The organism is Streptomyces sp. NPDC059957, from assembly GCF_042730015.1.
GTDB lineage: Bacteria > Actinomycetota > Actinomycetes > Streptomycetales > Streptomycetaceae > Streptomyces.
This window is the reverse complement of record NZ_JBHWMB010000034.1, coordinates 46,586-64,838: the sequence shown is the minus strand read 5'-3', so window position 1 is coordinate 64,838 and position 18,253 is coordinate 46,586. Positions and strand designations below refer to the sequence as shown.

The window sequence follows — 18,253 nt, the reverse complement described above, 5'->3', positions numbered from 1 at the left end:
CCACCCACGCCCACACCGATGCCCCAGCGAGAGGCCGCCCACGATGTCCCGCAGCCGCCGCCTCCGGTGCGTGTTCGCGGTGCTGCTGGGCTGGGCCCTGCTGGCGGGAACCCTGTCGGCGGCGGCCGCCCCGGCGACCGCCCGGGCCGCGGCGGCGCCGACGGCCCTGACCGTCCCGGCCATACCGGCCGTCGCCGTTGCCTCCGTCGCTCCGGGCGGGCCCGCCTGCGCCCCGGGATCCGCCGACCGGGACGGCGTACCCGCCCTGCCGGCCCGGGCGGGGTCCGACCAGGCCCAGTCCCAGGTCCCGCCCGCGCGCCCCGGGCCCGAGGCCGCGGTCCCGTCGCGGGCCATACCCGTACGGGTCCTCGTACGCGGGCCCGCCCAGTCGGCGCCGTCCCCGCTGGAGCTGTCCGTGATGCGGGTCTAGGAGGACCGGCCGCATCAGCCGCCCGGTCCGCCCCGCCCCGTCCCGCATCGCCCCGCACAGCTCTGGAGCACCCGCATGTCCCCTTCCCCTTCCTCTTCCTCGTCCCGTTCCTCTTCCACTTCCTCCCGCAAGCCACTGCTGATCTCCGCGGGGGTCGCCCTCGCCGCCGTCACCCTCGGCCTCGTCTCCTGGCAGGCCACCAAACCCGATAGCGGCACCGACAGCGCCGCCCGGCCGTCCGCGGCTTCCGCTCCGGAGGCCGCATCCACCGCGGACCCCACCGCGCAGCTCAAGGCCCTGGCCCGCCGCGAGTCCGGGGACAAGCTCGCCGCCGGCCGGGCCGACGCTCCCGTCGTCCTGATCGAGTACTCCGACTTCAAGTGCGGCTACTGCGGAAAGTTCGCCCGCGACACCGAGCCCGCGCTGGTGAAGAAGTACGTGGAGGACGGCACCCTGCGCATCGAGTGGCGCAACTTCCCGATCTTCGGCGCCGACTCCGAGGCCGCCGCCAAGGCCGCCTGGGCGGCAGGGCAGCAGGACCGCTTCGCGCAGTTCCACGCGGCCGCGTACGCCGAGGGCGCCAAGGAGAAGGGCTTCGGCGCGGAGCGGCTGACCGAGCTGGCGCGCGAGGCGGGGGTCCCGGACCTGGAGCGCTTCACGACGGACATGGCCGGGGAGCAGGCCGCCGCCGCCCTGGCCAAGGACCAGGAGGAGGGGTACCGCATCGGCGTCACCTCCACCCCGTCCTTCCTGATCAACGGGCAGCCCATCGCCGGAGCCCAGCCCCCGGCGGCCTTCGAGGCCGCCATCGCCAAGGCCAAGGCGCAGGCGGCCGCGAAGTGACCGACGTCGGATACCTGGCCGCCCTGCTCGGCGGCCTCCTCGCGCTGCTCAGCCCGTGCAGCGCGCTGCTCCTGCCCGCCTTCTTCGCGTACTCCATCGACTCCACGTCCCGGCTGCTGGCGCGCACCGGGATCTTCTACGCGGGCCTCGCGAGCACCCTCGTACCGCTGGGGGCGGCGGGTTCGTACGCCGGGCGGTTCTTCCACGGCAACCGCGAGACCCTCGTGGTGTTCGGCGGCTGGCTGATCATCGGGCTCGGGCTCGCCCAGATCCTCGGCCTGGGCTTCGCCTCGAAGCGGATCTCGGAGCTGTCGGGGAAGATCCGGCCGACCACCGCCCTGTCGGTGTACGCGCTGGGCGCGGTCTACGGACTGGCCGGCTTCTGCGCCGGGCCCATCCTCGGCAGCGTCCTGACGGTGGCGGCGGTCAGCGGCAGCCCGGTCTACGGAGGCCTGCTGCTGGCGGTGTACGCACTGGGCATGGCCGTGCCGCTGTTCGTGCTGGCCCTGCTCTGGGAGCGCTTCGACCTGGGTCGCCGGCGCTGGCTGCGCGGCCGCGCCTTCTCGGTCGGCCGCTTCGAGCTGCACACGACCTCGCTGGCCTCGGGCCTGTTCTTCATCCTGCTCGGCGCGCTGTTCCTGGCGTACGACGGGGCGAGCGCCCTGCCGGGGCTGCTGGACGTGGACGATTCGTTCGCGGTGGAACAGCGGGTCCAGGCCGTGGCGGACGCCGTTCCGGACTGGGCGCTGCTCGGGCTCGTGGCCGTGGCGGCCGCGGGCGTGGGCCTGACGCAGTGGCGCCGACGGGCCCGGGCGGCCGGAGTCGGCGCGGGCGCGAGCACCGGCGCGGGCGTGGAAGGGGAATGACGAAGAAGGCCCCGTCCGATGGACGGGGCCTTCTTGATTCTGGTGGCTGGGGCCGGGGTCGAACCGGCGACCTATCGCTTTTCAGGCGATCGCTCGTACCAACTGAGCTACCCAGCCACGAAACCGTTTCCGGCTTCAGCGAACCTGACGGGACTTGAACCCGCGACCTCCACCTTGACAGGGTGGCGAGCTAACCAACTGCTCCACAGGTCCTTGCAATGTGCGAGCACAAGTCTCGCACACGGTAATGCGTACCCCCAACGGGATTCGAACCCGTGCTACCGCCTTGAAAGGGCGGCGTCCTGGGCCACTAGACGATGAGGGCTAAAGGCCCGCCGGGCACTTTCCAGCGCGTCGGGGACGTGAGAAGCATATGGGATCCCGGCGGCGATCGCCAAAACGGTTTCGGCGGGCGGGTCAGAGGCGGGCCCGGAGCGGGCCGGGGGCGCCCCGCGGGGTCAGCCCCAGCCGAGTTCGTGGAGCCGCTCGTCCTCGATGCCGAAGTGGTGGGCGATCTCGTGGACCACCGTCACGGCGACCTCGTGGACCACCTCCTCCGTGCTCTCGCACATCCGCAGGGTCGGCCCCATGTAGATCGAGATCCGGTCGGGCAGGACCCCGGCGTACCACTCGCCGCGCTCCGTGAGCGGGGTCCCCTCGTAGAGGCCGAGCAGTTCGGGGTCGTCGGAAGCGGGCTCGTCCTCCACGAAGACGGCCACGTTGTCCATGACCCGGGTCAGCTCCTCGGGGATCGAGTCCAGCGCTTCGGCCACCAGCTCTTCGAACGCGTCACGCGTCATCTCCAGCACGAGGTCATTCTCCCGTGCCGACGTCCGATTGCGGCGGCCCGTTTCCGGCGGGCCGGGACCCGGAGCGCGAGAATGACCCGGTGGCGACAAGCGAAGCGGAGCGCCGGGTGCTCGCGGCCGTGGCGGCCGGAGGCGCCGCGGGAGCCGCGGCCCGGTACGGGGTCGGGCTGCTGTGGCCGGCCGCGCCCGGGGCCTTCCCGTGGGGGACCTTCTGGATCAACGTGGTGGGCTGCGCGCTCATCGGCGTCCTCATGGTGCTGGTCGGCGAGGGAGGCCGGTCGGCGCATCCCCTCGTACGGCCCTTCCTCGGGGTCGGGGTGCTCGGCGGGTTCACCACCTTCTCCACCTACGCCGTGGACTTCGCGCGGCTGCTCGACGCCGGTGAGGCCGGTACCGCGCTGGCGTACGCGGGGCTCACGGTGGCCGGGGCGCTGGGCGCCGTGTGGGCGGCGGCCGTGATCACCCGGCGCGCGGTCGGCGACGGCCGGGGGCCGGAGTCGGGGCCGGGGCCGGCTCCGGAGCAGGGGCGGGCGCGGGCATGAACTGGCTGATCGTCATGGTGGGCGCGGCCGTCGGGGCGCCCCTGCGGTACCTGACCGACCGGGCGGTGCAGGCGCGCCACGACTCGGTCTTCCCCTGGGGGACCTTCGTGGCGAACGCGGCCGCCTCCCTGGTGCTGGGGGCGCTGACGGGGGCGGTGCTGGACGGGGCCGCCTCCTCGCGGCTGAACCTGCTGCTCGGTACCGGGCTGTGCGGGGCGCTGAGCACCTACTCGACGTTCTCCTACGAGACGCTGCGCCTTGCCGAGCGGGGCTGGAAGTTCCTGGCGGCGGCCAATGTGGTGGCCTCGGTGCTGGTCGGGCTGGGTGGGGTCACGCTCGGCCACCAGGTGGCCGGACAACTGTTCGCCTGAGGCTGCGCCGCCCTTCCGCCCTCGGGGCGCGTTGGGGCGTGTCCCTTACGGGGGAGAGGGAGTTGGGCACATTGACCCGCTCACCGCGGACCCTTGCCAGCGTTCCGGAGGTGCCCCGTGCGCCAGTTGTCCGCTTCCCTCCGATCCCCCCGCTCGCTCCGCCTCGCCGTCGCCGCACTCGCGGTGGCGGCGACCGCGGGCTGCATGAGTGTCGGGGAGGACGCCGCGAAGCCGGGGCCCTCCGCGTCCACGGGCGTCCAGGGTGGAAAGTCCGGCGGTGGCTCCTCGTCCGGGAAGAGCGCCGGCAGCCAGGGCGGCGGCCACGGCTCGAAGGGCGGTACGGCGAACCAGGACGGCAAGGCCGCAGGCCCCGGGACCACCTCCGGCGCGGCCGGGGCCTCCCCCAGCCCGGGCGCCCCGGCCGGCCCGCCCGGGGCCCCCTCGCCGTCGGCCGGTCCCGGTGGCGGAGCCGGCGGCCAGGGACCCCAGCCCCCGACGGGCGGGGCCGGGTCCGGCTCGGGCTCCGGTGGAGGCGGCTCCTCCGGCGGCGGCCAGCCCGCCTCGCCGACCCCGGAGCCGCCGACCCCCGAACCGCCGGTCCCCACTCCGCCCGTGACGGAACCCACACCGCCTCCGGAGTCCCCGCAGCCCGAACAGTCGCCCGATCCGGGCACCCAGCCCTAGGCCCGGTCCCGGCTCGGACCCGGCCCCATCCGCCCGCCGAGCTCTGGCGGGCGGATGGTGTTTCCGCAGGTCAGCGCCGTCTTCGGGGGAGGGACTTGCCAGACCCGGGGGAGGGTGCGTATGGTTATAGATCGTTTGATCCCATTGCCCGGCGCCGACTCCGAAGAGCGCCGCGTGGCGCGTACTCTCCCCAGCCGTGGCTGACCGCATTGAGGCGGTCGATTTGCGAATTCACGGAGTTTGGGCGCGTGCCGAGACTCCGGAAGGTTTCGCATTTCGCATGTCCATTTCCAGTTCTGACCGTTCCGTCATGCCCGAGAACGACTCCAACGAGATCGTCGACGCCGAGACCCTCGCGGTCACCGAGGCCCTTGAGGCCGTCGTCACCGACGAGATCATCGAGGCCCTCGAGGCCGACGTGACGAACCACGAGTCCCACGAGTCCGACGACTCCTTCGAGGACTCCACCGAAGACTTCAACGACGACGCCGCGTCCGATGACGACGCCGACGCCGAGCCCACCCTGACCTTCGGCGACCTCGGTCTGCCGGAAGGCATCGTGCGCAAGCTCGCGCAGAACGGCGTCACCGCGCCCTTCCCGATCCAGGCCGCGACCATCCCGGACGCCCTGGCCGGCAAGGACATCCTCGGCCGTGGCCGCACCGGCTCCGGCAAGACCCTCTCCTTCGGTCTGCCGACCCTGGCCTCGCTGGCCGGCGGGCACACCGAGAAGAAGAAGCCCCGCGCGATCATCCTGACGCCGACGCGTGAGCTCGCGATGCAGGTCGCCGACGCTCTCCAGCCCTACGGCGACGTGCTCGGCCTCAAGATGAAGGTCGTCTGCGGCGGTACCTCCATGAGCAACCAGATCTTCGCTCTGGAGCGCGGTGTCGACGTCCTCGTCGCCACCCCGGGCCGTCTGCGCGACATCATCAACCGCGGCGCCTGCTCCCTGGCGAACGTCCAGGTCGCGGTCCTCGACGAGGCCGACCAGATGGCCGACCTGGGCTTCCTGCCCGAGGTCACCGAGCTGCTCGACCAGATCCCCGGCGGCGGCCAGCGCATGCTCTTCTCCGCCACCATGGAGAACGAGATCGGCACCCTGGTCAAGCGCTACCTGACCAACCCCGTCACGCACGAGGTCGACAGTGCGCAGGGCAACGTCACGACCATGACGCACCACGTCCTCGTCGTGAAGCCGAAGGACAAGGCGCCGGTCACGGCCGCCATCGCCGCCCGCAAGGGCCGCACGATCATCTTCGTCCGCACCCAGCTGGGCGCCGACCGCATCGCCGAGCAGCTCATCGAGTCCGGCGTGAAGGCCGACGCGCTGCACGGCGGCATGACGCAGGGTGCCCGTACCCGCGTCCTCGCCGACTTCAAGGACGGCTACGTCAACGCGCTCGTCGCCACCGACGTCGCCGCCCGCGGCATCCACGTCGACGGCATCGACCTGGTCCTGAACGTGGACCCGGCCGGCGACCACAAGGACTACCTGCACCGCTCGGGCCGTACCGCTCGCGCCGGCAAGTCCGGTGTCGTCGTGTCGCTGGCGCTGCCGCACCAGCGCCGCCAGATCTTCCGCCTGATGGAGGACGCGGGCGTCGACGCCTCGCGCCACATCGTCCAGGGCGTCGGCGCCTTCGACCCCGAGGTCGCCGAGATCACCGGTGCCCGTTCGCTGACCCAGGTCCAGGCCGACTCCGCGAACAACGCCGCGAAGCAGGCCGAGCGCGAGGTCGCCGACCTCACCAAGCAGCTCGAGCGCCTGTCGCGCCGTGCCGTCGAGCTGCGCGAGGAGGCCGACCGCCTGGTCGCCCGCTCCGCGCGTGAGCGCGGCGAGGACCCGGAGGCCGCTGTCGCCGAGGTGGTCGAGGCCGCCGAGGCCGAGGTCGCGGCAGCCGTGGCCGAGCCCGTCGCCGAGGAGCGCCCCGCGTTCCAGAGCCGTGACGACCGTGGCAACTACGAGCGCCGTGACAACCGTCGCGACGACCGTGGTGACCGTGGCGGCGACCGTGGCGGCTTCCGCCGTGACGACCGTGGTGACCGTGGTGGCGACCGTGGCGGCTTCCGCTCCGGTGGCGACCGTCCGACCGGTGGCGGCTTCCGCCGCGACGACCGCCCCTCGGGTGGCTTCAACCGTGACGACCGCGGTGGCGACCGTGGCGGCTTCCGCCGCGACGACCGCCCGTCCGGTGGCTTCCGCTCCGGTGGCGACCGTCCGGCCGGCGGCGGCTTCCGCTCCGGCGGCGACCGTCCGACCGGTGGCGGCTTCCGCCGCGACGACCGTCCCTCGGGCGGCTTCCGCTCCGGTGGCGACCGTCCGGCCGCCGGTGGCGACCGCCCGTACGGCCGTCGTGACGACAACCGCCCGTCCGGCTCCGGCTCGACCGGTGGCTTCCGCGCCGGTGGCAGCGACCGCCGCGACGACAAGCCCCGCTGGAAGCGCAACGGCTGAGACCGGCCGCTGAACTGATCGCCTGACAGGGCCCCTACGACAACGCGTCGTAGGGGCCCTGTTCGTGTGCGCGCCGGCCGCCGCGGAGACTTCCCCGGGCCGGACAACCGATATGCGATCGGCGCTCCCGCGCTCTCCGGCTATGCTCTGGGGTGAGCACATCGAGGGCCATTAGCTCAATTGGCAGAGCAGCGGACTTTTAATCCGTTGGTTGTCGGTTCGAGTCCGACATGGCCTACCGGTCACCGCGTCATCCGTGACGCTCTGACCTGCTCGTTCTGTGGCCCGTCCGGGGTTTCCCGGGCGGGCCACAGTGCTGCGTGTGGCCTTTCGGGTTGTCTGCGTGCCCGATGCGTGCCCGAACGGCCGGGGGCCGCCCCGACGCTGCGGAGTGCGGGGCACGAGGTTCGCGGCGTCGTCGGCAAGCTTCCGGTCGAGCTCGACGAACAGCGACGTGTACGTGTCCCCTGCGAGCTTGATCGTCGAGTGCCGAAGAACGGTCTTCACCGCGAAGATGTCGCCCGATGCCGCATAGACGATCGAGGCAGCGACGTGTCGCAGATCACGGAGATTGATCGGGGGGAGGTCTGCCGCGGTCCGGATTCGGCGGAACGCGATGGACACCTTTTCGGGGTGGAGCCACGAGCCGTCATCCTCGGTGAACACCTTCCCTGTCTCGGACCAGACCTCGCCGCGGGCGAGGCGGGCCCGCCGCTGTTCCTGCTGCCGTTCCTGCCGGCGCCGCAGGACGGCGGCCGTCGCGTGGTCCAGTGAGATCGTGTCGGCGCTTCCCTCGGTCTTGGGCGGTGTCTCGTAAGGCGTGTAGCCATCGACGACGAGCTCGGTCGCCGGGGTGATGCTGGGGGCGTCGAAGTCGACCCCGATCCAGTCCTGTCCGACCGCCTCGCCGCGGCGCAGCCCTCGGTGCCCCATGAGGTGAAAGACGGAGTAGTACAGCTCGTCGTCGGCCTCGGCGGCGTCGAGGAACTGCCCGTACTGCTCGGGAGTCCAGACCATCACGGCCCCCGGGATGACTTCTGTCCGGCGCCATTCGGCGACCCGAGCCTCGGTCCAGAGCATCGGCTTAGGGCGTGTCGCGGTGGTGAGCTCGACGTGCTTTGCCGGATTGAAAGTGATCATGCGTTGAGTGATCGCCCAATTCAGCGCAGCACGCAGGGTCCGCCGGATGCTCTGGACGGTGGCGGGGCCGGTCACCTTCCGAAAGCCGGGCATCGCGGCAAGCCGGGCCTTCTCGGCGGCGATCCGGTCGCGCTCGGCCGGAAGCGGTCGGCCCCGTGTGCTCGCCTTGCAGCGGGCGATCTGCTCGCGTCGGGCTGTGTTCTCGGCGGCGATCACCTCGGCCTGATCTTCGATCGCGTCGAACAGCTCGACCATGTCGCCTACGCCGAGACTGTCGTCGACAACCATGTGCCCGCCGTGCGGCTTGAGGTGCACGCGTATGTGCGATTCGTACCCGTTGCGGGTGGTGGTCCGTAGAGCCTTGCGGGCAGTCATGTACTCGTCGAGCAGGTCGGCGAGGGTCACGGTCTCGGTGACACTCCGCTTCGATCGGATGCGGCGCTTCACCTCGTCCACGGACGGGATCTCGCCCTGCTCGGCCGAGACCTTGGCGAGCAGCTCGCCGAGCGCCTGCTGCGCCCGGGTGTCCGCCTGTCCGGGGATCGCGAGCAGGGTGCGGATCTTATCGAGGTCGGCCTGCGCGGCGGTCTTGGTCGTGTATCCAGCTCGGCGGAAGGTGCGGCGGGCGCCGTCGGTGTCGGCCGGCAGCTCCTGCCGAATGCTGTAGACGCCGTGCTTCGTGCTGGTGAGCTTCGGGCATTTGCTGTTGAGGGTCCTGCCTTGCTTGTCGCGGCAGTAGCAGCGGCGCGATACCGAGCCTGCTCTCATGAACTGGTCTCCTCGTGATTCGGGGTGGGCGGGCGGTCGAGCAGGCCAAGCTCGTCCAGTTCGCGGGCGTGTGAGGGCGGGATCGGCGGAACAGGGAGCCCGGCCCGGATCAGCTCGTTGACCAACTCGGCGAGGTCGCCGAGACGCTCGACGTACTCGCGGCGGCCGGCAGGGTCTGCGGCATGCCGCTGTGCGGCTTCTGCCGCGGCGACTCGGCGCTCGGCCTCGGGGTAGAGGCTGGCCGGGTACGCGGCGGTGGCCCATGCGGTCGCCCACCGGGGGCCGTTCTCGCCGATCGGCCGGGTATCGACATGGGCGTGCCCTCCTGCCGTCTTGCCGAGGGCGGGGGCCTCCTGCCCGGTGATCCACCGCCAAAGCGTGTACGGGGCTTGTGGGTCGGTGCCGGGGGTGACGGGTACGGGCTGCGCGGTGTCGAGCGGGCAGGCCAGCAGCAAAGGCGGGACGCCGAGGGCCAAGCCGAGCACGAGCCACTCGTCGAGCGAGACACTTCGGCGGCGTCGCCCCTCCTTGGTTCGGCGCCCGCCTTCGATATCGACGATCGCGGAGTACGTCAGTTCGGGGGCGCCGAGCTCGGCGCAGCGGTCGGCGAGTTGCTCGCGGCTGAGGGCGAGTCGGCCGCGATGCCGACGGATCTGTGCGCCGACGACATCACTCGGCCTATCGTTACTGTGCATATCGACAAGCTATCAATGCGTATTGCGCAGGATCAAGGGATATCGCTAGGTTGTCGATCTAGGTTGTTCCGTCCGCTCCCGTACCGGCGCAGACAGACATGAGGGGGATCTAATGACCATGAAAGGTGCAATGACACACGCTGAACTCATGAGCTTGCCGCCCACGGTCGGGCTCGACACGGCGAACTCTGTGCTCGGCATGGGCCGCACGGCTGGATACGCGCTCGCTCGTCGAGGCGCCTACCCCGTGCGGCTCCTGCCTGGCGGCCGTGGCTACCGGATCTCGCGTTACGACTTGTACCGACACCTGGGCATCGCCGCGGACGTGTACGCGGACAGCGAGGCGTAGGCCCGAGACAGCGCCGCCCGCCGGCCCCAGAAGGGGCCGGCGGGCGGCGTCATGCGGTCTACGACCAGCCGTGCTCGGTGAGCGTCTCCGCGCCCTTGAGGTAGCCGTACAGGCCCGCGGCGGGGTACTCGATGATGTCCTCGGGCAGGGCGTCGACGGGGAACCAGCGGAGCGCGAGGCACTTCTCGGGCTCGCGGTTCTCGGGCTTGCCCTCCCACTCGGTCGCCAGGAAGAACAGGCCGATGCGCTCGACCTGCTCGCTCTGCTTGTGGTGCACGGTGTGCACGAGCCGCAGGTGCTCGGGGTCTACCTTGACCCCGGTTTCCTCGTGCAGCTCGCGGGCGGCGCCGGCAGTGAGGGGCTCGCCCTGGTCGAGCTTGCCGGAGGGGGCGTGCCACCGGCCGTGGCCGTACGGTCCGCCGCGCTGCGAGAGCAGGATCATGTCGCCGTCGCGCACGATCACGTGCGTGTCGATGACGGGGGCTGCGGGTGTGGGGCTCATGGGGTCACCGTGGGGTCGTCGTCGTGTGGGACGGGTGCGACGGTACCGCCGGCCGGGGGCAGCGCGTCGGCGATTCGGCGCGCTACATCCTTTGGGGCGGTCTCGGTGGAGTTGATGACGAGGACCGGTACGCCCATACCCTTGAGGATCTGTGCTGCCTCGGCGTAGAGGCGTACCTCGCGGCTTGGGGCGTCGGGGTCGTGGTGGAAGCGGTGGCGCACGCCGCGGGCTTTGAGGCGGGCGGCGATCACGGCCGGCTCGGCGGTGAGGATCACGGCGAGGTCGGGCCGCATGATCGCGCGGTTCAGGTCGAGCAGGAACTGCTCGGCGACGCCGTCGAGCCGTTGCAGCACGAGCGACGAGGCGACGTAGCGGTCGGATATGACCGTGAAACCGGCCTCGCGCATCGGGCGCAGCTCGACCTCGACGTGCTCGTATCGGTTGGCGGCGACGAGGCAGGCGAGGGCGTGTCCGCGGAGGAATGCGGCGCTCGCGCGGGTGAACTGTCCGAGGGCACTGTGCGACGGTTCGCACGTGCGGTAGACGAGGCGGCCCTCGTTGCGCAGCAGGCGGTCGAGTTCTTCGAGGGTGGTGGATTTACCGACGGCGCCGGGGCCGTCGAGGGTGACGAACGTTCCGGCGGTCATGCGGCGACCCCCATGCGGTTTCGGGCGTGCTGCTCGCGGGTGAGCGTCGCGAGGGTGGCGCGCAGTTTGGGCAGGGGGACGGTTCCGAACTGGATGCCGACGGAGAAATTGAACTCGTCGCGCTGGCGCATGGACTCGTTGGCGCCGTCCGCGGTGAGGTCGACGTCGGAGTATGCGAGCAGCTTGTCGGGGTCGTGGCCGGCCGCGGTGAGGGTGTGCCAGACGGGGGTACCGGGGTAAGGACGGAACTCGAAAACGGACGCGCGGAAACGGGCGTCGGCGTGCCGGTCGGCGATGGTCCACAGGTTGTGGATGTGGCGCACGGTCGCGTCGAGGTCGGTCTGCTCTTCCCCGGGGTAGCCGAGGATGAAATAGCCCTTCACGCCGATGCCGCGTTCGAGCAGGCGGCCGGTGACGCGCTCGGTCATCTCGGCCGTAATCCGCTTGTCCATGCCGGCGAGCACGCGGTCGCTGCCCGATTCGATCCCGAGGGCGACCTCGCGGAGCCCGTTGGTCTTGAGGGTGTCGAGCATGGTGTCGTCGAGGCGATCGAGGACGTTGATCCGGCCCGTGGCGTCCCACACGTACCGGTCGCCGATCTTGTGCCGGGTGAATGCTTCCATCTGCGGAACGATCACCCGTTTGGCGCCGAGGAACAGGTCGTCGACGAACCGGTATGCGGTGGTCTCGTAGAGGTTATGCAGGTGGTCGAGTTCGGTGATGATGCCCTCGGGCGAGCGCGTGCGGATCTTGACGTCGGGGTTCGCGGAGACGGCGGCGCCGCAGAACGAGCAGTCGTAGGGGCACCCGCGGGCGCCGACGATGTTCGCCTCGATCCGGCCGTCGTCCGCGACGTACGGATCTTGGGGCAGGAACTCGCGGTTCACGAACGGCAGAGCGTTGATATCCGGGCTCAACCACTTTTCCCTGTCGCCGTGCGCGATGCCGGCGGCGTGCGTTCCGAGGATGCGGTCGCGCCACATCACCCCGGGCAGGTCGGCGCGGCGGCGCTCGTCGGCGAGCAGCGCGGCGACGCGGGTCTCGCCCTCGCCGATCACGAGGGCGCGCAGGTTGCGCATTCGGGGGTCGGCGAGGATGCGGTCGGGCATGGCCTTGGCGTGGTGTCCGCCGACCATGAGGGCGATCCCGTCGTCGATCGCGGCGGCGATCCGGGCCGACATCTCGTACGTGGGGGCGAGTAGATTCATGCCGACCCATCGGGGCCGGTGGTGGTTGATGAGGCGGGCGGTCTCCTCGATGCCGAGGCCGTGTGCTTCGGCGTCCAGTACGCCGACGTTGAAACCGGCCTGTTGCGCGTAGGTGGCGATGTAGGCCATGCCGAGGACGGGCAGGGTGTAGTCGTTCGTCCGGGGGCGCAGGCCGTAGTCGCGTAGCGGTGCGTTGACGAACAGTGCGTCGAGGACGCGGTTCGGGTCGGCGCCGGCGATCAGATCAGGGGTGGTGCGGTGTTCCTCCTGCGCGGGTAATGCGGGCATGGCTCCCCCAAGTGAGAGTGAACAGGGTCAGGGCGTGCAGGGTGGTGCGGGCGGGCGCCCAACGGCGCCACATGGCTTCGAACTCGCGCTCGGCGCTCGGCAGGGCGAGGCCGGGCGCGGCGCGGCCGGCCCATGTGCGCACGGCGAGGTCGCCGTGCGGGTAGATGGCGTGGTCGCCGGTGAAGTCGGCCGCGGCTGCTGCTGCGGTCCACGGGCCGATGTACGGGACCTCGACGAGTTCTTTGATGAGGCTGTCGGGGTCGAGGGTGGTCCAGTGGTCGCCGCGGTCGAGATAGGCCGTTGCGGCGGCGCGCAGGCCCTTGGCGTTGAACTTGCAGCCGATCGCGGCGAATCCCTCGTCGCTCAGTTCGAGCACGACCTCGGGGGCGGGGGCGAGAGGGAGCGGGCCGGCGGGGGTGTCGAACGTGCGCCCGTAGGCGGCGTAGTAGGCGCGGTGCTTCCTGCGTGCCTGCGGCGCGCCGATCACCTGCCGGAGCAGTGCGGTCGTGATCGCGTCCCACAACGACGGGTTGGTGAGCCGTGCCACCGTGCCGAGGGACACCAACTCGTCGAGGAGCAGGGTCCCCTCGGCGGCCGTAGGCAGGTCGACGGCGGACGTGTAAGCGACGAGGGGCTGCTCGGCCGCGTCGGCGTCGAGGGGGCGCAGCAGCAGGTGCTCGCGCCCGCTCTCCCAGTGGGCAAGCCATGCGGCGCCCTGGTGCTCGACGACGCGTACAGGCTCGCCGGCCGTGGTCTCGTGCCAGCCGGGGTGTTCCGTGATGATCGTGGTACTCATGTGCTCAATTCCCGTCGCTGGTGCTGTGGTTGAACTGCACAGTCTGCTGATTGCGTGGGAGTGAGCGAGAGAAACCGGACGGGCCGAACCCTCCACTCGGCGCACGTCCCGTCGCGAAGGATGATCGTGAAGCCCGTTTCTTCACCGCGGTACAGGGCGGCGACGGCTTGTATCCATCCGCTTCCATCGACCCATTCCAGAGCGCGCGCTATCTCGGGTCGCGTCAGGGTGACGTGGACGCCGCGGATGTCGATGCGCAGGGCTCGAATCGCGGCGCGGGGGTTCGCAACCAACTGCACGGGGGCGCGCAGCTCCACCGGTCCGCCACGAGGGTTGTAGCGGACCCGTTCGATGGCGACGCCTAAGCGCACTTCCGCTGCAACGCCGGTGCTCTGCGATGAGGTGCCGATGCGTTCTGTCAGTGCTGAGAATTGAGCGAGCACGGTTAGCCCCTCCTGCCGCTGCCGGAGGTCGCTCCCTTGAAGCTCTGTGACGAGCAGTGCGACAAGAGAGCGGCCGACGACTCCCCCCAACTGGCGCAGGACTGGGAGGAGTTACGACGCCAAGGGGGCACGGTTTTGCCGACGGAAGTACCCGCCTGGCGGCGCCCTCAGACGGTAGCGTGAGCTACAGATCGGTATCAACCGTTTGACGTCTAACGGGTGAGACGGCATATGCCAACGCGTAGTACGGCACGCGGAAGCCCCCCGCCCATTGCTGGGCAGGGGGCTTGGTTCGAGTCACGGAACCGTCAGGCGAGGTCGTCAAACTCGCCGTCGGCCGCTCCGTCGATGAACGCTCGGAGCTTGGCCCGTGTCGTCCTGATGATCACCCCGGGGTCGTCGCTCTCCCGGATGAAAACCTCTCCACCCTGCGTTGCGACTTCGAGGCAGTTGCCCTCCGAATCCGTCGACTTCGAGGACTTTCGCCACTGAATTTCCACTATTCCCACGCCTTCATACTTGTTGCGCCATTTCGTGAATGAAATCGCGGGACCGAGTGGGGTCGTACGACCTTTCTTCGGTCCGGTCGAGAACTGCCCGGTAGTTGGCGAGCCGCGTCTCGGCGTCGAGAAACGCGGGGCCGTGCGGGGTGTCCGTCTGCACCGTGTCGAGCTGCGCTACGGGGCCATGCACATAGAGTGTCGAACTTCCGGCGTTCGGGAAACCGCCGACTCGGAAGGGGATCACCCGTACGGTCACGTTGTCGCGCTCGGATTGTTTCAGCAGGTAGTCGAGCTGGTCGGCTGCAACCTTTCGACCGCCGAACCTCATGCGCAGCGCGGCCTCGTGGATCAGGAACGTGCACGCTGGCGCCGGATCGCGATCGAGCACGTCTCGACGCTTGAGTCGGTAGGAGAGGCGCCGTCGTAGGTCTATCGGACTCAACGGCGGAACGGCCTCCTCGAATACTGCGCGGGCGTACTCCTCTGTCTGGAGCAGGCCGGGCATGTGCATGATCTGCACGGCGCGGAGGGCCTTCGCGTTGTGTTCAAGTTCGGCAAGATCCAGGGTCGCGGCTGAGTGATCGTTTCGGTACTCGTCCCACCACCCGCCCCCGCGCTCCGCGGCCATGGCGACGAGCGCCTCGACGTACGCCGTGTCGGGGCAGCCGTAATGACTGGTCCAGGCTCGGACGCGTTCAGGGCTCACGCCGAAGCGCCCCGACTCGCTGTTGCTCATGGTGGTTCGGTCGGTGCGCAGTTGGGACGCCGCTTCAACGAGTGTGAGGCCGGCGTGCTCCCGGATCTTTCGCAGCTCGGAACCCAACCGCTGCTGTCGCGCGGTCGGTGCCTTCCTCGGTGGCATCGGTTTTTCCTTCCCCTCCGTTTGGTCTCAGTGTGGCCCGTGGCCGGATGCACGGTCCACCATGTCCTACGTTTTAGGCGAAGGGGTACAACATGTGAGACGGACGCGCTACCGTCTTCACAGCACCGCGTCACACGCCAATAAGACCGAAGTGCAGCCGCTGACGCGCGCCTTGACGTGGCGTCACCCCGGGGAGCGGCCATTGCCACGCATGGCGTGACGCGAGCACAACCGCGTTGGGAGACGAGGACATGACCATTAGCGCTTTACCCCCCGCACCCCCGCCTGACCTGGGCGTCAGCTACCGATTCGTTGCGCCTCGCACCGCGACGACGCCGAAGATCCTGCGTGACTTGATCGCCGCACTCGTGATCGCGTTCGGGCACGAGGACATCGCCGATCAGCTGCGCCTGTGCGTGTCCGAGGTCGTGACGAACGCCTACAAGTACACACGCACGGCCCAAATCACGGTGGACGTATCGCTTGGTTCGGACAGCGTCACCGTGTGGGTGGACGACGGCCGGCCGGAGTGGCTACCTCGGGCGCCACACTCGGCGCCTCCATGGAGCGACGAGTCGGGCCGGGGCCTCTTCCTCGTGTCGAGGTTCGCAGACCGGTTGGATACGGGCGCCACCGACGAGGGTGCGCCGCGTCTTGAGTTCAGCATCGGTTACGAGGGGGCGGCATGAGGCTGAGTCGCGAACCGAGCATCGGAACGGCCCACCAGCCGGGGGACGGCGGCGGGGCCCCCGCCGTGCGGCTGACCGACAAGCAGCGCACTCTGATCTGCGAGGTGCCCGACGACGGCGCGCGCGGCCTCGCGAGCGAACTCGCCGACCTGCTCGGGCTGGTCGTCGGTGACCGGGGCGCCGTTGGGGAGGTGACCGGATGATCAACGATCGGATGGTCGTCGGCACAATCGCTGTGTGCGTCAGTCTCGGGCTGTTGGCCCTGACTTGGGTGTGGGCCTCGATGCCGAGTGCGCAGCGCGCAGTCACCCCCGCGCCGGACCGGCCGGGGAAGCGTTACCGGTGCTACTGCTGGAAAGAGCCCGTTGTCGTCTTCATCGCGGCGCCGCCGCGGAAGGCTGAGGCGCCGCCGTCCCCTCGGGTAGAGGTGTCGCCATTCCCCAGGGTGGAAGCGTCACCGGCCTCGGGGGTCGTGGCGCCCCCGCCGCTCAGGGTGGCATCACAGCCACCGGAGTTCGGTGAGGCGGAGGGCCCACGGATCTCGGTCGCGCCGCGCGGGCGCCATGCCAAGCCGCGCACCACGGACCACGCCGCCCGCCCGGATAGTGCCTCCCACGCGGGGGCGGGCGGCGGTGGAATGGGGGCACCTCCCGTGCACGCGGTCGTGTAGATCGCCCGCACGGTGACCCCGAGCAGGGGGCCCTCGACGGTGCACTCGTCGAGGGCCCCCTCGCCGTCCCTGAAACGCGAAAAGGCGCCCCCGCCGCCGGCCGCGAGGCCGGGGCGGGGGCGCGCGATGTTCAGCGGGCGGCGGTCTGCCAGAGGGTGAGGGCGAGGCCGATCACGGCCACCAGGGCGAGGACGCTTGGGAGCGGCCATCGGGACTTTTCGAGGGCGTCGAGTCGGGCCTCGTGGTCGGCGAGCTGCCGGTCGACTTGGTCGGACCGCTGCACGAGCAGGGCGAGGCTACCGTCGATGCGGGCGAACCCTGCCTCGACGGTAGCCCGCAGCCTTTCGAGTTCGAGGGCGACGTCGGACGGAGAGGGATCGGTCACGGGCGACCGTCCGGCCGGCGGGCGAGGTCGAGCAGCTCGGCGTCGCGGTCCGGGCCGGTCCGCAGCCACGCGGGCAGTAGCCGGTCGACGACTGGCAGCGCCATCACGCGCGTGATCGCGCCGGCGACGGCGAGGGCGATACCGACGCCGGCCGCGGTCTGCGGGATGCCCGAGGCGTCGATGATGAGCGGCAGGCCGGACGCGAGGGCGAGCACGGTCTGCACGATGGTGCGGGCAGTCCGGCGCTGTGCGTCGGTCATTGGGCGTACCTCTTTCGAGAGAAGGGTACGGGGCCGCCGGCGGCGGAGGCGGCGGCGGCCCCGTGGGATGGGTGGGCGTCAGACCTTGGGGACCTTCAGGGCATCCCAAGACGTGCGGCCCGGGATGCCGTCGGCGTCGCGGCCGGAGTAGCCGAGGCGGCGCTGCCACTTCGCGTACGAGGCGATGTCGGCCGCGGTCCACTGCGGTCCGGGGCCGGACGCGTAGGCCGAGCACCCGACCTCGACGAGGCGCCGACCGACCGCGGTCACGATCGGGCTGCGCGGGTAGCTGCGGAAGAAGTCGACCCCGGGGAACGGCTCGAACTTCGGGGCCGGTACCTCGTTGCCCGGCTTGGTGCCGAGGCGGCGGTCGATGCGCTCGCGCATCGTGGTCATGGAGAACCCGCGCGGGTCGCTCTTCCAATCCGACCACTCCTTGTGGCCGATCACGGATGCGGCCGACCACCCGTACGCGCGGCAGATCGCGGCCGAGGCGCGCTCGATCGCGTCGAGCTGTGCCTCGGGCCACGGGTCGGCGCCGTTGCCGAGGTTCACGCACTCGAACCCGTAGAACCGTGCGTTTCCGTCGACGGCGCCGGGCGAGCCCTCGTGCTTGGCGGTCGCGGGCAGGTCGCCCTCGGCGATCACGGCGTCGAGAACCCTGGGGTCGCCCCCGCCGGCGTGATTCGCGCGGCCGGCCGAGATCAGGTAGACCGTGCCGTCCTTCGCGATCACGCCGTGACAGAGCGGCCCCGGGAGTTCCGAGTAACCGTCCGCGCAGAGGCGTACCGAGGCGTCGGTGCCGCTGGAAACGGTGTGGTGGACGATCACCCCGTGGATCGGCCCGAACGCCCCCTTGTGGTTTCGGTTGTGGGTGCGCCACGAGCCGTACTCGACGACGCGCACGCCCTCGGCGCGCAGGGCCTCGACGAGCCGATCGGGGGACAGAGGCTGTGCCATGTGGGATGTCTCCAGACATGAAAAAAGCCCCCATCAAGGGGGCTGCGGATCAAGCGGTTGGGGCGGGGCTTACCGGCGGGCGACC

Annotated in this window: 23 protein-coding genes, 4 tRNA genes and 1 pseudogene; 12 read left to right on the top strand and 16 right to left on the bottom strand. The window is 70.6% G+C overall.

Annotated features, from left to right (window positions below):
• The first annotated feature begins 43 nt into the window (after positions 1 to 43).
• The 3 genes from ACFWBW_RS23145 (at position 44) to ACFWBW_RS23135 (ending at position 2,139) form a co-directional block, all read left to right on the top strand.
• Positions 44 to 430 (top strand): hypothetical protein, encoded by a 387-nt coding sequence (locus tag ACFWBW_RS23145; protein ID WP_385375282.1) that lies wholly within the window; start codon positions 44 to 46, stop codon positions 428 to 430.
• A gap of 75 nt (positions 431 to 505) precedes the next feature.
• A complete protein-coding gene (locus ACFWBW_RS23140) occupies positions 506 to 1,273 on the top strand; it encodes a DsbA family protein (RefSeq protein WP_385375279.1) in 768 nt (255 codons plus the stop codon).
• Positions 1,270 to 2,139 (top strand): cytochrome c biogenesis CcdA family protein, encoded by an 870-nt coding sequence (locus tag ACFWBW_RS23135; RefSeq protein WP_385375275.1) that lies wholly within the window; start codon positions 1,270 to 1,272, stop codon positions 2,137 to 2,139. Before ACFWBW_RS23140 ends, ACFWBW_RS23135 begins: the two co-directional genes overlap by 4 nt.
• Positions 2,140 to 2,179: 40 nt before the next feature.
• On the opposite strand, the gene ACFWBW_RS23130 is transcribed toward ACFWBW_RS23135, so the two are convergent.
• The 4 genes from ACFWBW_RS23130 to ACFWBW_RS23115 all read right to left on the bottom strand — a co-directional run bounded on the left by ACFWBW_RS23130 (position 2,180) and on the right by ACFWBW_RS23115 (position 2,948).
• A tRNA-Phe gene (locus ACFWBW_RS23130) sits at positions 2,180 to 2,256 on the bottom strand.
• A 22-nt stretch (positions 2,257 to 2,278) separates the two neighbouring features.
• Positions 2,279 to 2,352 (bottom strand) — tRNA-Asp (locus ACFWBW_RS23125).
• A 39-nt stretch (positions 2,353 to 2,391) separates the two neighbouring features.
• Positions 2,392 to 2,464 (bottom strand) — tRNA-Glu (locus ACFWBW_RS23120).
• Positions 2,465 to 2,597: 133 nt separating this feature from the next.
• Positions 2,598 to 2,948, bottom strand: coding sequence for a metallopeptidase family protein (locus ACFWBW_RS23115; protein WP_327253633.1), 351 nt, complete (start codon positions 2,946 to 2,948; stop codon positions 2,598 to 2,600).
• Between the two features lie 80 nt (positions 2,949 to 3,028).
• Here ACFWBW_RS23115 and ACFWBW_RS23110 point away from each other — a divergent pair, with 80 nt between their 5' ends.
• The 5 genes from ACFWBW_RS23110 to ACFWBW_RS23090 all read left to right on the top strand — a co-directional run bounded on the left by ACFWBW_RS23110 (position 3,029) and on the right by ACFWBW_RS23090 (position 7,241).
• Positions 3,029 to 3,490 carry a CrcB family protein gene (locus ACFWBW_RS23110; RefSeq protein ID WP_385375272.1) on the top strand — a complete coding sequence of 154 codons (462 nt, stop codon included), beginning with the start codon at positions 3,029 to 3,031 and terminating at the stop codon, positions 3,488 to 3,490.
• Positions 3,487 to 3,861: a fluoride efflux transporter FluC gene (locus tag ACFWBW_RS23105; RefSeq protein WP_385375269.1), complete on the top strand. Its 375-nt coding sequence runs from the start codon at positions 3,487 to 3,489 to the stop codon at positions 3,859 to 3,861. Before ACFWBW_RS23110 ends, ACFWBW_RS23105 begins: the two co-directional genes overlap by 4 nt.
• A gap of 126 nt (positions 3,862 to 3,987) precedes the next feature.
• The gene (locus ACFWBW_RS23100) at positions 3,988 to 4,545 is read left to right on the top strand and encodes a hypothetical protein (protein ID WP_385375266.1); all 558 of its coding nucleotides are present in this window, start codon (positions 3,988 to 3,990) and stop codon (positions 4,543 to 4,545) included.
• Positions 4,546 to 4,855: 310 nt separating this feature from the next.
• A complete protein-coding gene (locus tag ACFWBW_RS23095) occupies positions 4,856 to 7,003 on the top strand; it encodes a DEAD/DEAH box helicase (protein ID WP_385375263.1) in 2,148 nt (715 codons plus the stop codon).
• A 165-nt stretch (positions 7,004 to 7,168) separates the two neighbouring features.
• Positions 7,169 to 7,241, top strand: a tRNA-Lys gene (locus ACFWBW_RS23090).
• 269 nt (positions 7,242 to 7,510) lie between these two features.
• Here the strand turns inward: ACFWBW_RS23090 and ACFWBW_RS23085 are convergent.
• Positions 7,511 to 8,020 (bottom strand): annotated as a pseudogene (locus tag ACFWBW_RS23085) (site-specific integrase); the annotation flags it as partial.
• Between ACFWBW_RS23085 and ACFWBW_RS23080 the strand changes: the two are divergent.
• Positions 7,940 to 8,500, top strand: coding sequence for a hypothetical protein (locus tag ACFWBW_RS23080; protein ID WP_385375261.1), 561 nt, complete (start codon positions 7,940 to 7,942; stop codon positions 8,498 to 8,500). The pseudogene ACFWBW_RS23085 and the gene ACFWBW_RS23080 overlap by 81 nt on opposite strands.
• A gap of 407 nt (positions 8,501 to 8,907) precedes the next feature.
• Here the strand turns inward: ACFWBW_RS23080 and ACFWBW_RS23075 are convergent, their stop codons facing one another.
• Complete coding sequence (locus tag ACFWBW_RS23075) at positions 8,908 to 9,606, bottom strand: hypothetical protein (protein WP_385375258.1); 699 nt, start codon at positions 9,604 to 9,606, stop codon at positions 8,908 to 8,910.
• Positions 9,607 to 9,754: 148 nt separating this feature from the next.
• Here ACFWBW_RS23075 and ACFWBW_RS23070 point away from each other — a divergent pair, with 148 nt between their 5' ends.
• Positions 9,755 to 9,955 (top strand): hypothetical protein, encoded by a 201-nt coding sequence (locus ACFWBW_RS23070; protein WP_385375254.1) that lies wholly within the window; start codon positions 9,755 to 9,757, stop codon positions 9,953 to 9,955.
• Positions 9,956 to 10,013: 58 nt separating this feature from the next.
• On the opposite strand, the gene ACFWBW_RS23065 is transcribed toward ACFWBW_RS23070, so the two are convergent.
• From ACFWBW_RS23065 to ACFWBW_RS23035, 7 genes are all read right to left on the bottom strand, one after another.
• Positions 10,014 to 10,457 carry an NUDIX domain-containing protein gene (locus ACFWBW_RS23065; protein ID WP_385375252.1) on the bottom strand — a complete coding sequence of 148 codons (444 nt, stop codon included), beginning with the start codon at positions 10,455 to 10,457 and terminating at the stop codon, positions 10,014 to 10,016.
• Entirely contained in the window at positions 10,454 to 11,104 is a 651-nt protein-coding gene (locus ACFWBW_RS23060; RefSeq protein WP_385375249.1) for a dTMP kinase, read from the bottom strand. The genes ACFWBW_RS23065 and ACFWBW_RS23060 overlap by 4 nt, the downstream gene beginning before the upstream one ends.
• Entirely contained in the window at positions 11,101 to 12,600 is a 1,500-nt protein-coding gene (locus tag ACFWBW_RS23055) for a B12-binding domain-containing radical SAM protein (protein WP_385375246.1), read from the bottom strand. The genes ACFWBW_RS23060 and ACFWBW_RS23055 overlap by 4 nt, the downstream gene beginning before the upstream one ends.
• Positions 12,557 to 13,396: a hypothetical protein gene (locus ACFWBW_RS23050; RefSeq protein WP_385375243.1), complete on the bottom strand. Its 840-nt coding sequence runs from the start codon at positions 13,394 to 13,396 to the stop codon at positions 12,557 to 12,559. The genes ACFWBW_RS23055 and ACFWBW_RS23050 overlap by 44 nt, the downstream gene beginning before the upstream one ends.
• The gene (locus tag ACFWBW_RS23045) at positions 13,393 to 13,839 is read right to left on the bottom strand and encodes a hypothetical protein (protein WP_385375240.1); all 447 of its coding nucleotides are present in this window, start codon (positions 13,837 to 13,839) and stop codon (positions 13,393 to 13,395) included. The genes ACFWBW_RS23050 and ACFWBW_RS23045 overlap by 4 nt, the downstream gene beginning before the upstream one ends.
• 308 nt (positions 13,840 to 14,147) lie before the next feature.
• Positions 14,148 to 14,339, bottom strand: a complete 192-nt coding sequence (locus tag ACFWBW_RS23040) for a DUF397 domain-containing protein (protein ID WP_385375352.1) — start codon at positions 14,337 to 14,339, stop codon at positions 14,148 to 14,150.
• 13 nt (positions 14,340 to 14,352) lie between these two features.
• Complete coding sequence (locus tag ACFWBW_RS23035; RefSeq protein ID WP_385375236.1) at positions 14,353 to 15,204, bottom strand: Scr1 family TA system antitoxin-like transcriptional regulator; 852 nt, start codon at positions 15,202 to 15,204, stop codon at positions 14,353 to 14,355.
• A gap of 251 nt (positions 15,205 to 15,455) precedes the next feature.
• On the opposite strand from ACFWBW_RS23035, the gene ACFWBW_RS23030 reads away from it, so the two are divergent.
• Both ACFWBW_RS23030 and ACFWBW_RS23025 read left to right on the top strand, forming a co-directional pair.
• A complete protein-coding gene (locus ACFWBW_RS23030) occupies positions 15,456 to 15,893 on the top strand; it encodes an ATP-binding protein (RefSeq protein ID WP_385375233.1) in 438 nt (145 codons plus the stop codon).
• Entirely contained in the window at positions 15,890 to 16,096 is a 207-nt protein-coding gene (locus tag ACFWBW_RS23025; RefSeq protein WP_385375230.1) for a hypothetical protein, read from the top strand. Before ACFWBW_RS23030 ends, ACFWBW_RS23025 begins: the two co-directional genes overlap by 4 nt.
• Positions 16,097 to 16,693: 597 nt before the next feature.
• Here the strand turns inward: ACFWBW_RS23025 and ACFWBW_RS23020 are convergent.
• The 3 genes from ACFWBW_RS23020 to ACFWBW_RS23010 all read right to left on the bottom strand — a co-directional run bounded on the left by ACFWBW_RS23020 (position 16,694) and on the right by ACFWBW_RS23010 (position 18,168).
• On the bottom strand, positions 16,694 to 16,948 hold the full coding sequence (locus tag ACFWBW_RS23020) for a hypothetical protein (protein WP_385375228.1): 255 nt from the start codon (positions 16,946 to 16,948) through the stop codon (positions 16,694 to 16,696).
• Positions 16,945 to 17,208 (bottom strand): hypothetical protein, encoded by a 264-nt coding sequence (locus ACFWBW_RS23015; RefSeq protein ID WP_385375225.1) that lies wholly within the window; start codon positions 17,206 to 17,208, stop codon positions 16,945 to 16,947. The genes ACFWBW_RS23020 and ACFWBW_RS23015 overlap by 4 nt, the downstream gene beginning before the upstream one ends.
• Before the next feature lie 78 nt (positions 17,209 to 17,286).
• A complete protein-coding gene (locus ACFWBW_RS23010) occupies positions 17,287 to 18,168 on the bottom strand; it encodes a peptidoglycan-binding protein (RefSeq protein ID WP_385375222.1) in 882 nt (293 codons plus the stop codon).
• Positions 18,169 to 18,253: the final 85 nt, after the last annotated feature.

Bases quoted from the DNA above. Each gene is read 5' to 3' on its own strand.
- ACFWBW_RS23145 (WP_385375282.1), top strand. From the start codon at position 44: ATGTCCCGCAGCCGCCGCCTCCGGTGCGTGTTCGCGGTGCTGCTGGGC.
- ACFWBW_RS23140 (WP_385375279.1), top strand. From the start codon at position 506: ATGTCCCCTTCCCCTTCCTCTTCCTCGTCCCGTTCCTCTTCCACTTCC.
- ACFWBW_RS23105 (WP_385375269.1), top strand. From the start codon at position 3,487: ATGAACTGGCTGATCGTCATGGTGGGCGCGGCCGTCGGGGCGCCCCTG.
- ACFWBW_RS23095 (WP_385375263.1), top strand. From the start codon at position 4,856: ATGCCCGAGAACGACTCCAACGAGATCGTCGACGCCGAGACCCTCGCG.
- ACFWBW_RS23075 (WP_385375258.1), bottom strand. From the start codon at position 9,606: ATGCACAGTAACGATAGGCCGAGTGATGTCGTCGGCGCACAGATCCGT.
- ACFWBW_RS23070 (WP_385375254.1), top strand. From the start codon at position 9,755: ATGAGCTTGCCGCCCACGGTCGGGCTCGACACGGCGAACTCTGTGCTC.
- ACFWBW_RS23065 (WP_385375252.1), bottom strand. From the start codon at position 10,457: ATGAGCCCCACACCCGCAGCCCCCGTCATCGACACGCACGTGATCGTG.
- ACFWBW_RS23060 (WP_385375249.1), bottom strand. From the start codon at position 11,104: ATGACCGCCGGAACGTTCGTCACCCTCGACGGCCCCGGCGCCGTCGGT.
- ACFWBW_RS23055 (WP_385375246.1), bottom strand. From the start codon at position 12,600: ATGCCCGCATTACCCGCGCAGGAGGAACACCGCACCACCCCTGATCTG.
- ACFWBW_RS23050 (WP_385375243.1), bottom strand. From the start codon at position 13,396: ATGAGTACCACGATCATCACGGAACACCCCGGCTGGCACGAGACCACG.
- ACFWBW_RS23035 (WP_385375236.1), bottom strand. From the start codon at position 15,204: ATGCCACCGAGGAAGGCACCGACCGCGCGACAGCAGCGGTTGGGTTCC.
- ACFWBW_RS23030 (WP_385375233.1), top strand. From the start codon at position 15,456: ATGACCATTAGCGCTTTACCCCCCGCACCCCCGCCTGACCTGGGCGTC.
- ACFWBW_RS23025 (WP_385375230.1), top strand. From the start codon at position 15,890: ATGAGGCTGAGTCGCGAACCGAGCATCGGAACGGCCCACCAGCCGGGG.
- ACFWBW_RS23015 (WP_385375225.1), bottom strand. From the start codon at position 17,208: ATGACCGACGCACAGCGCCGGACTGCCCGCACCATCGTGCAGACCGTG.
- ACFWBW_RS23010 (WP_385375222.1), bottom strand. From the start codon at position 18,168: ATGGCACAGCCTCTGTCCCCCGATCGGCTCGTCGAGGCCCTGCGCGCC.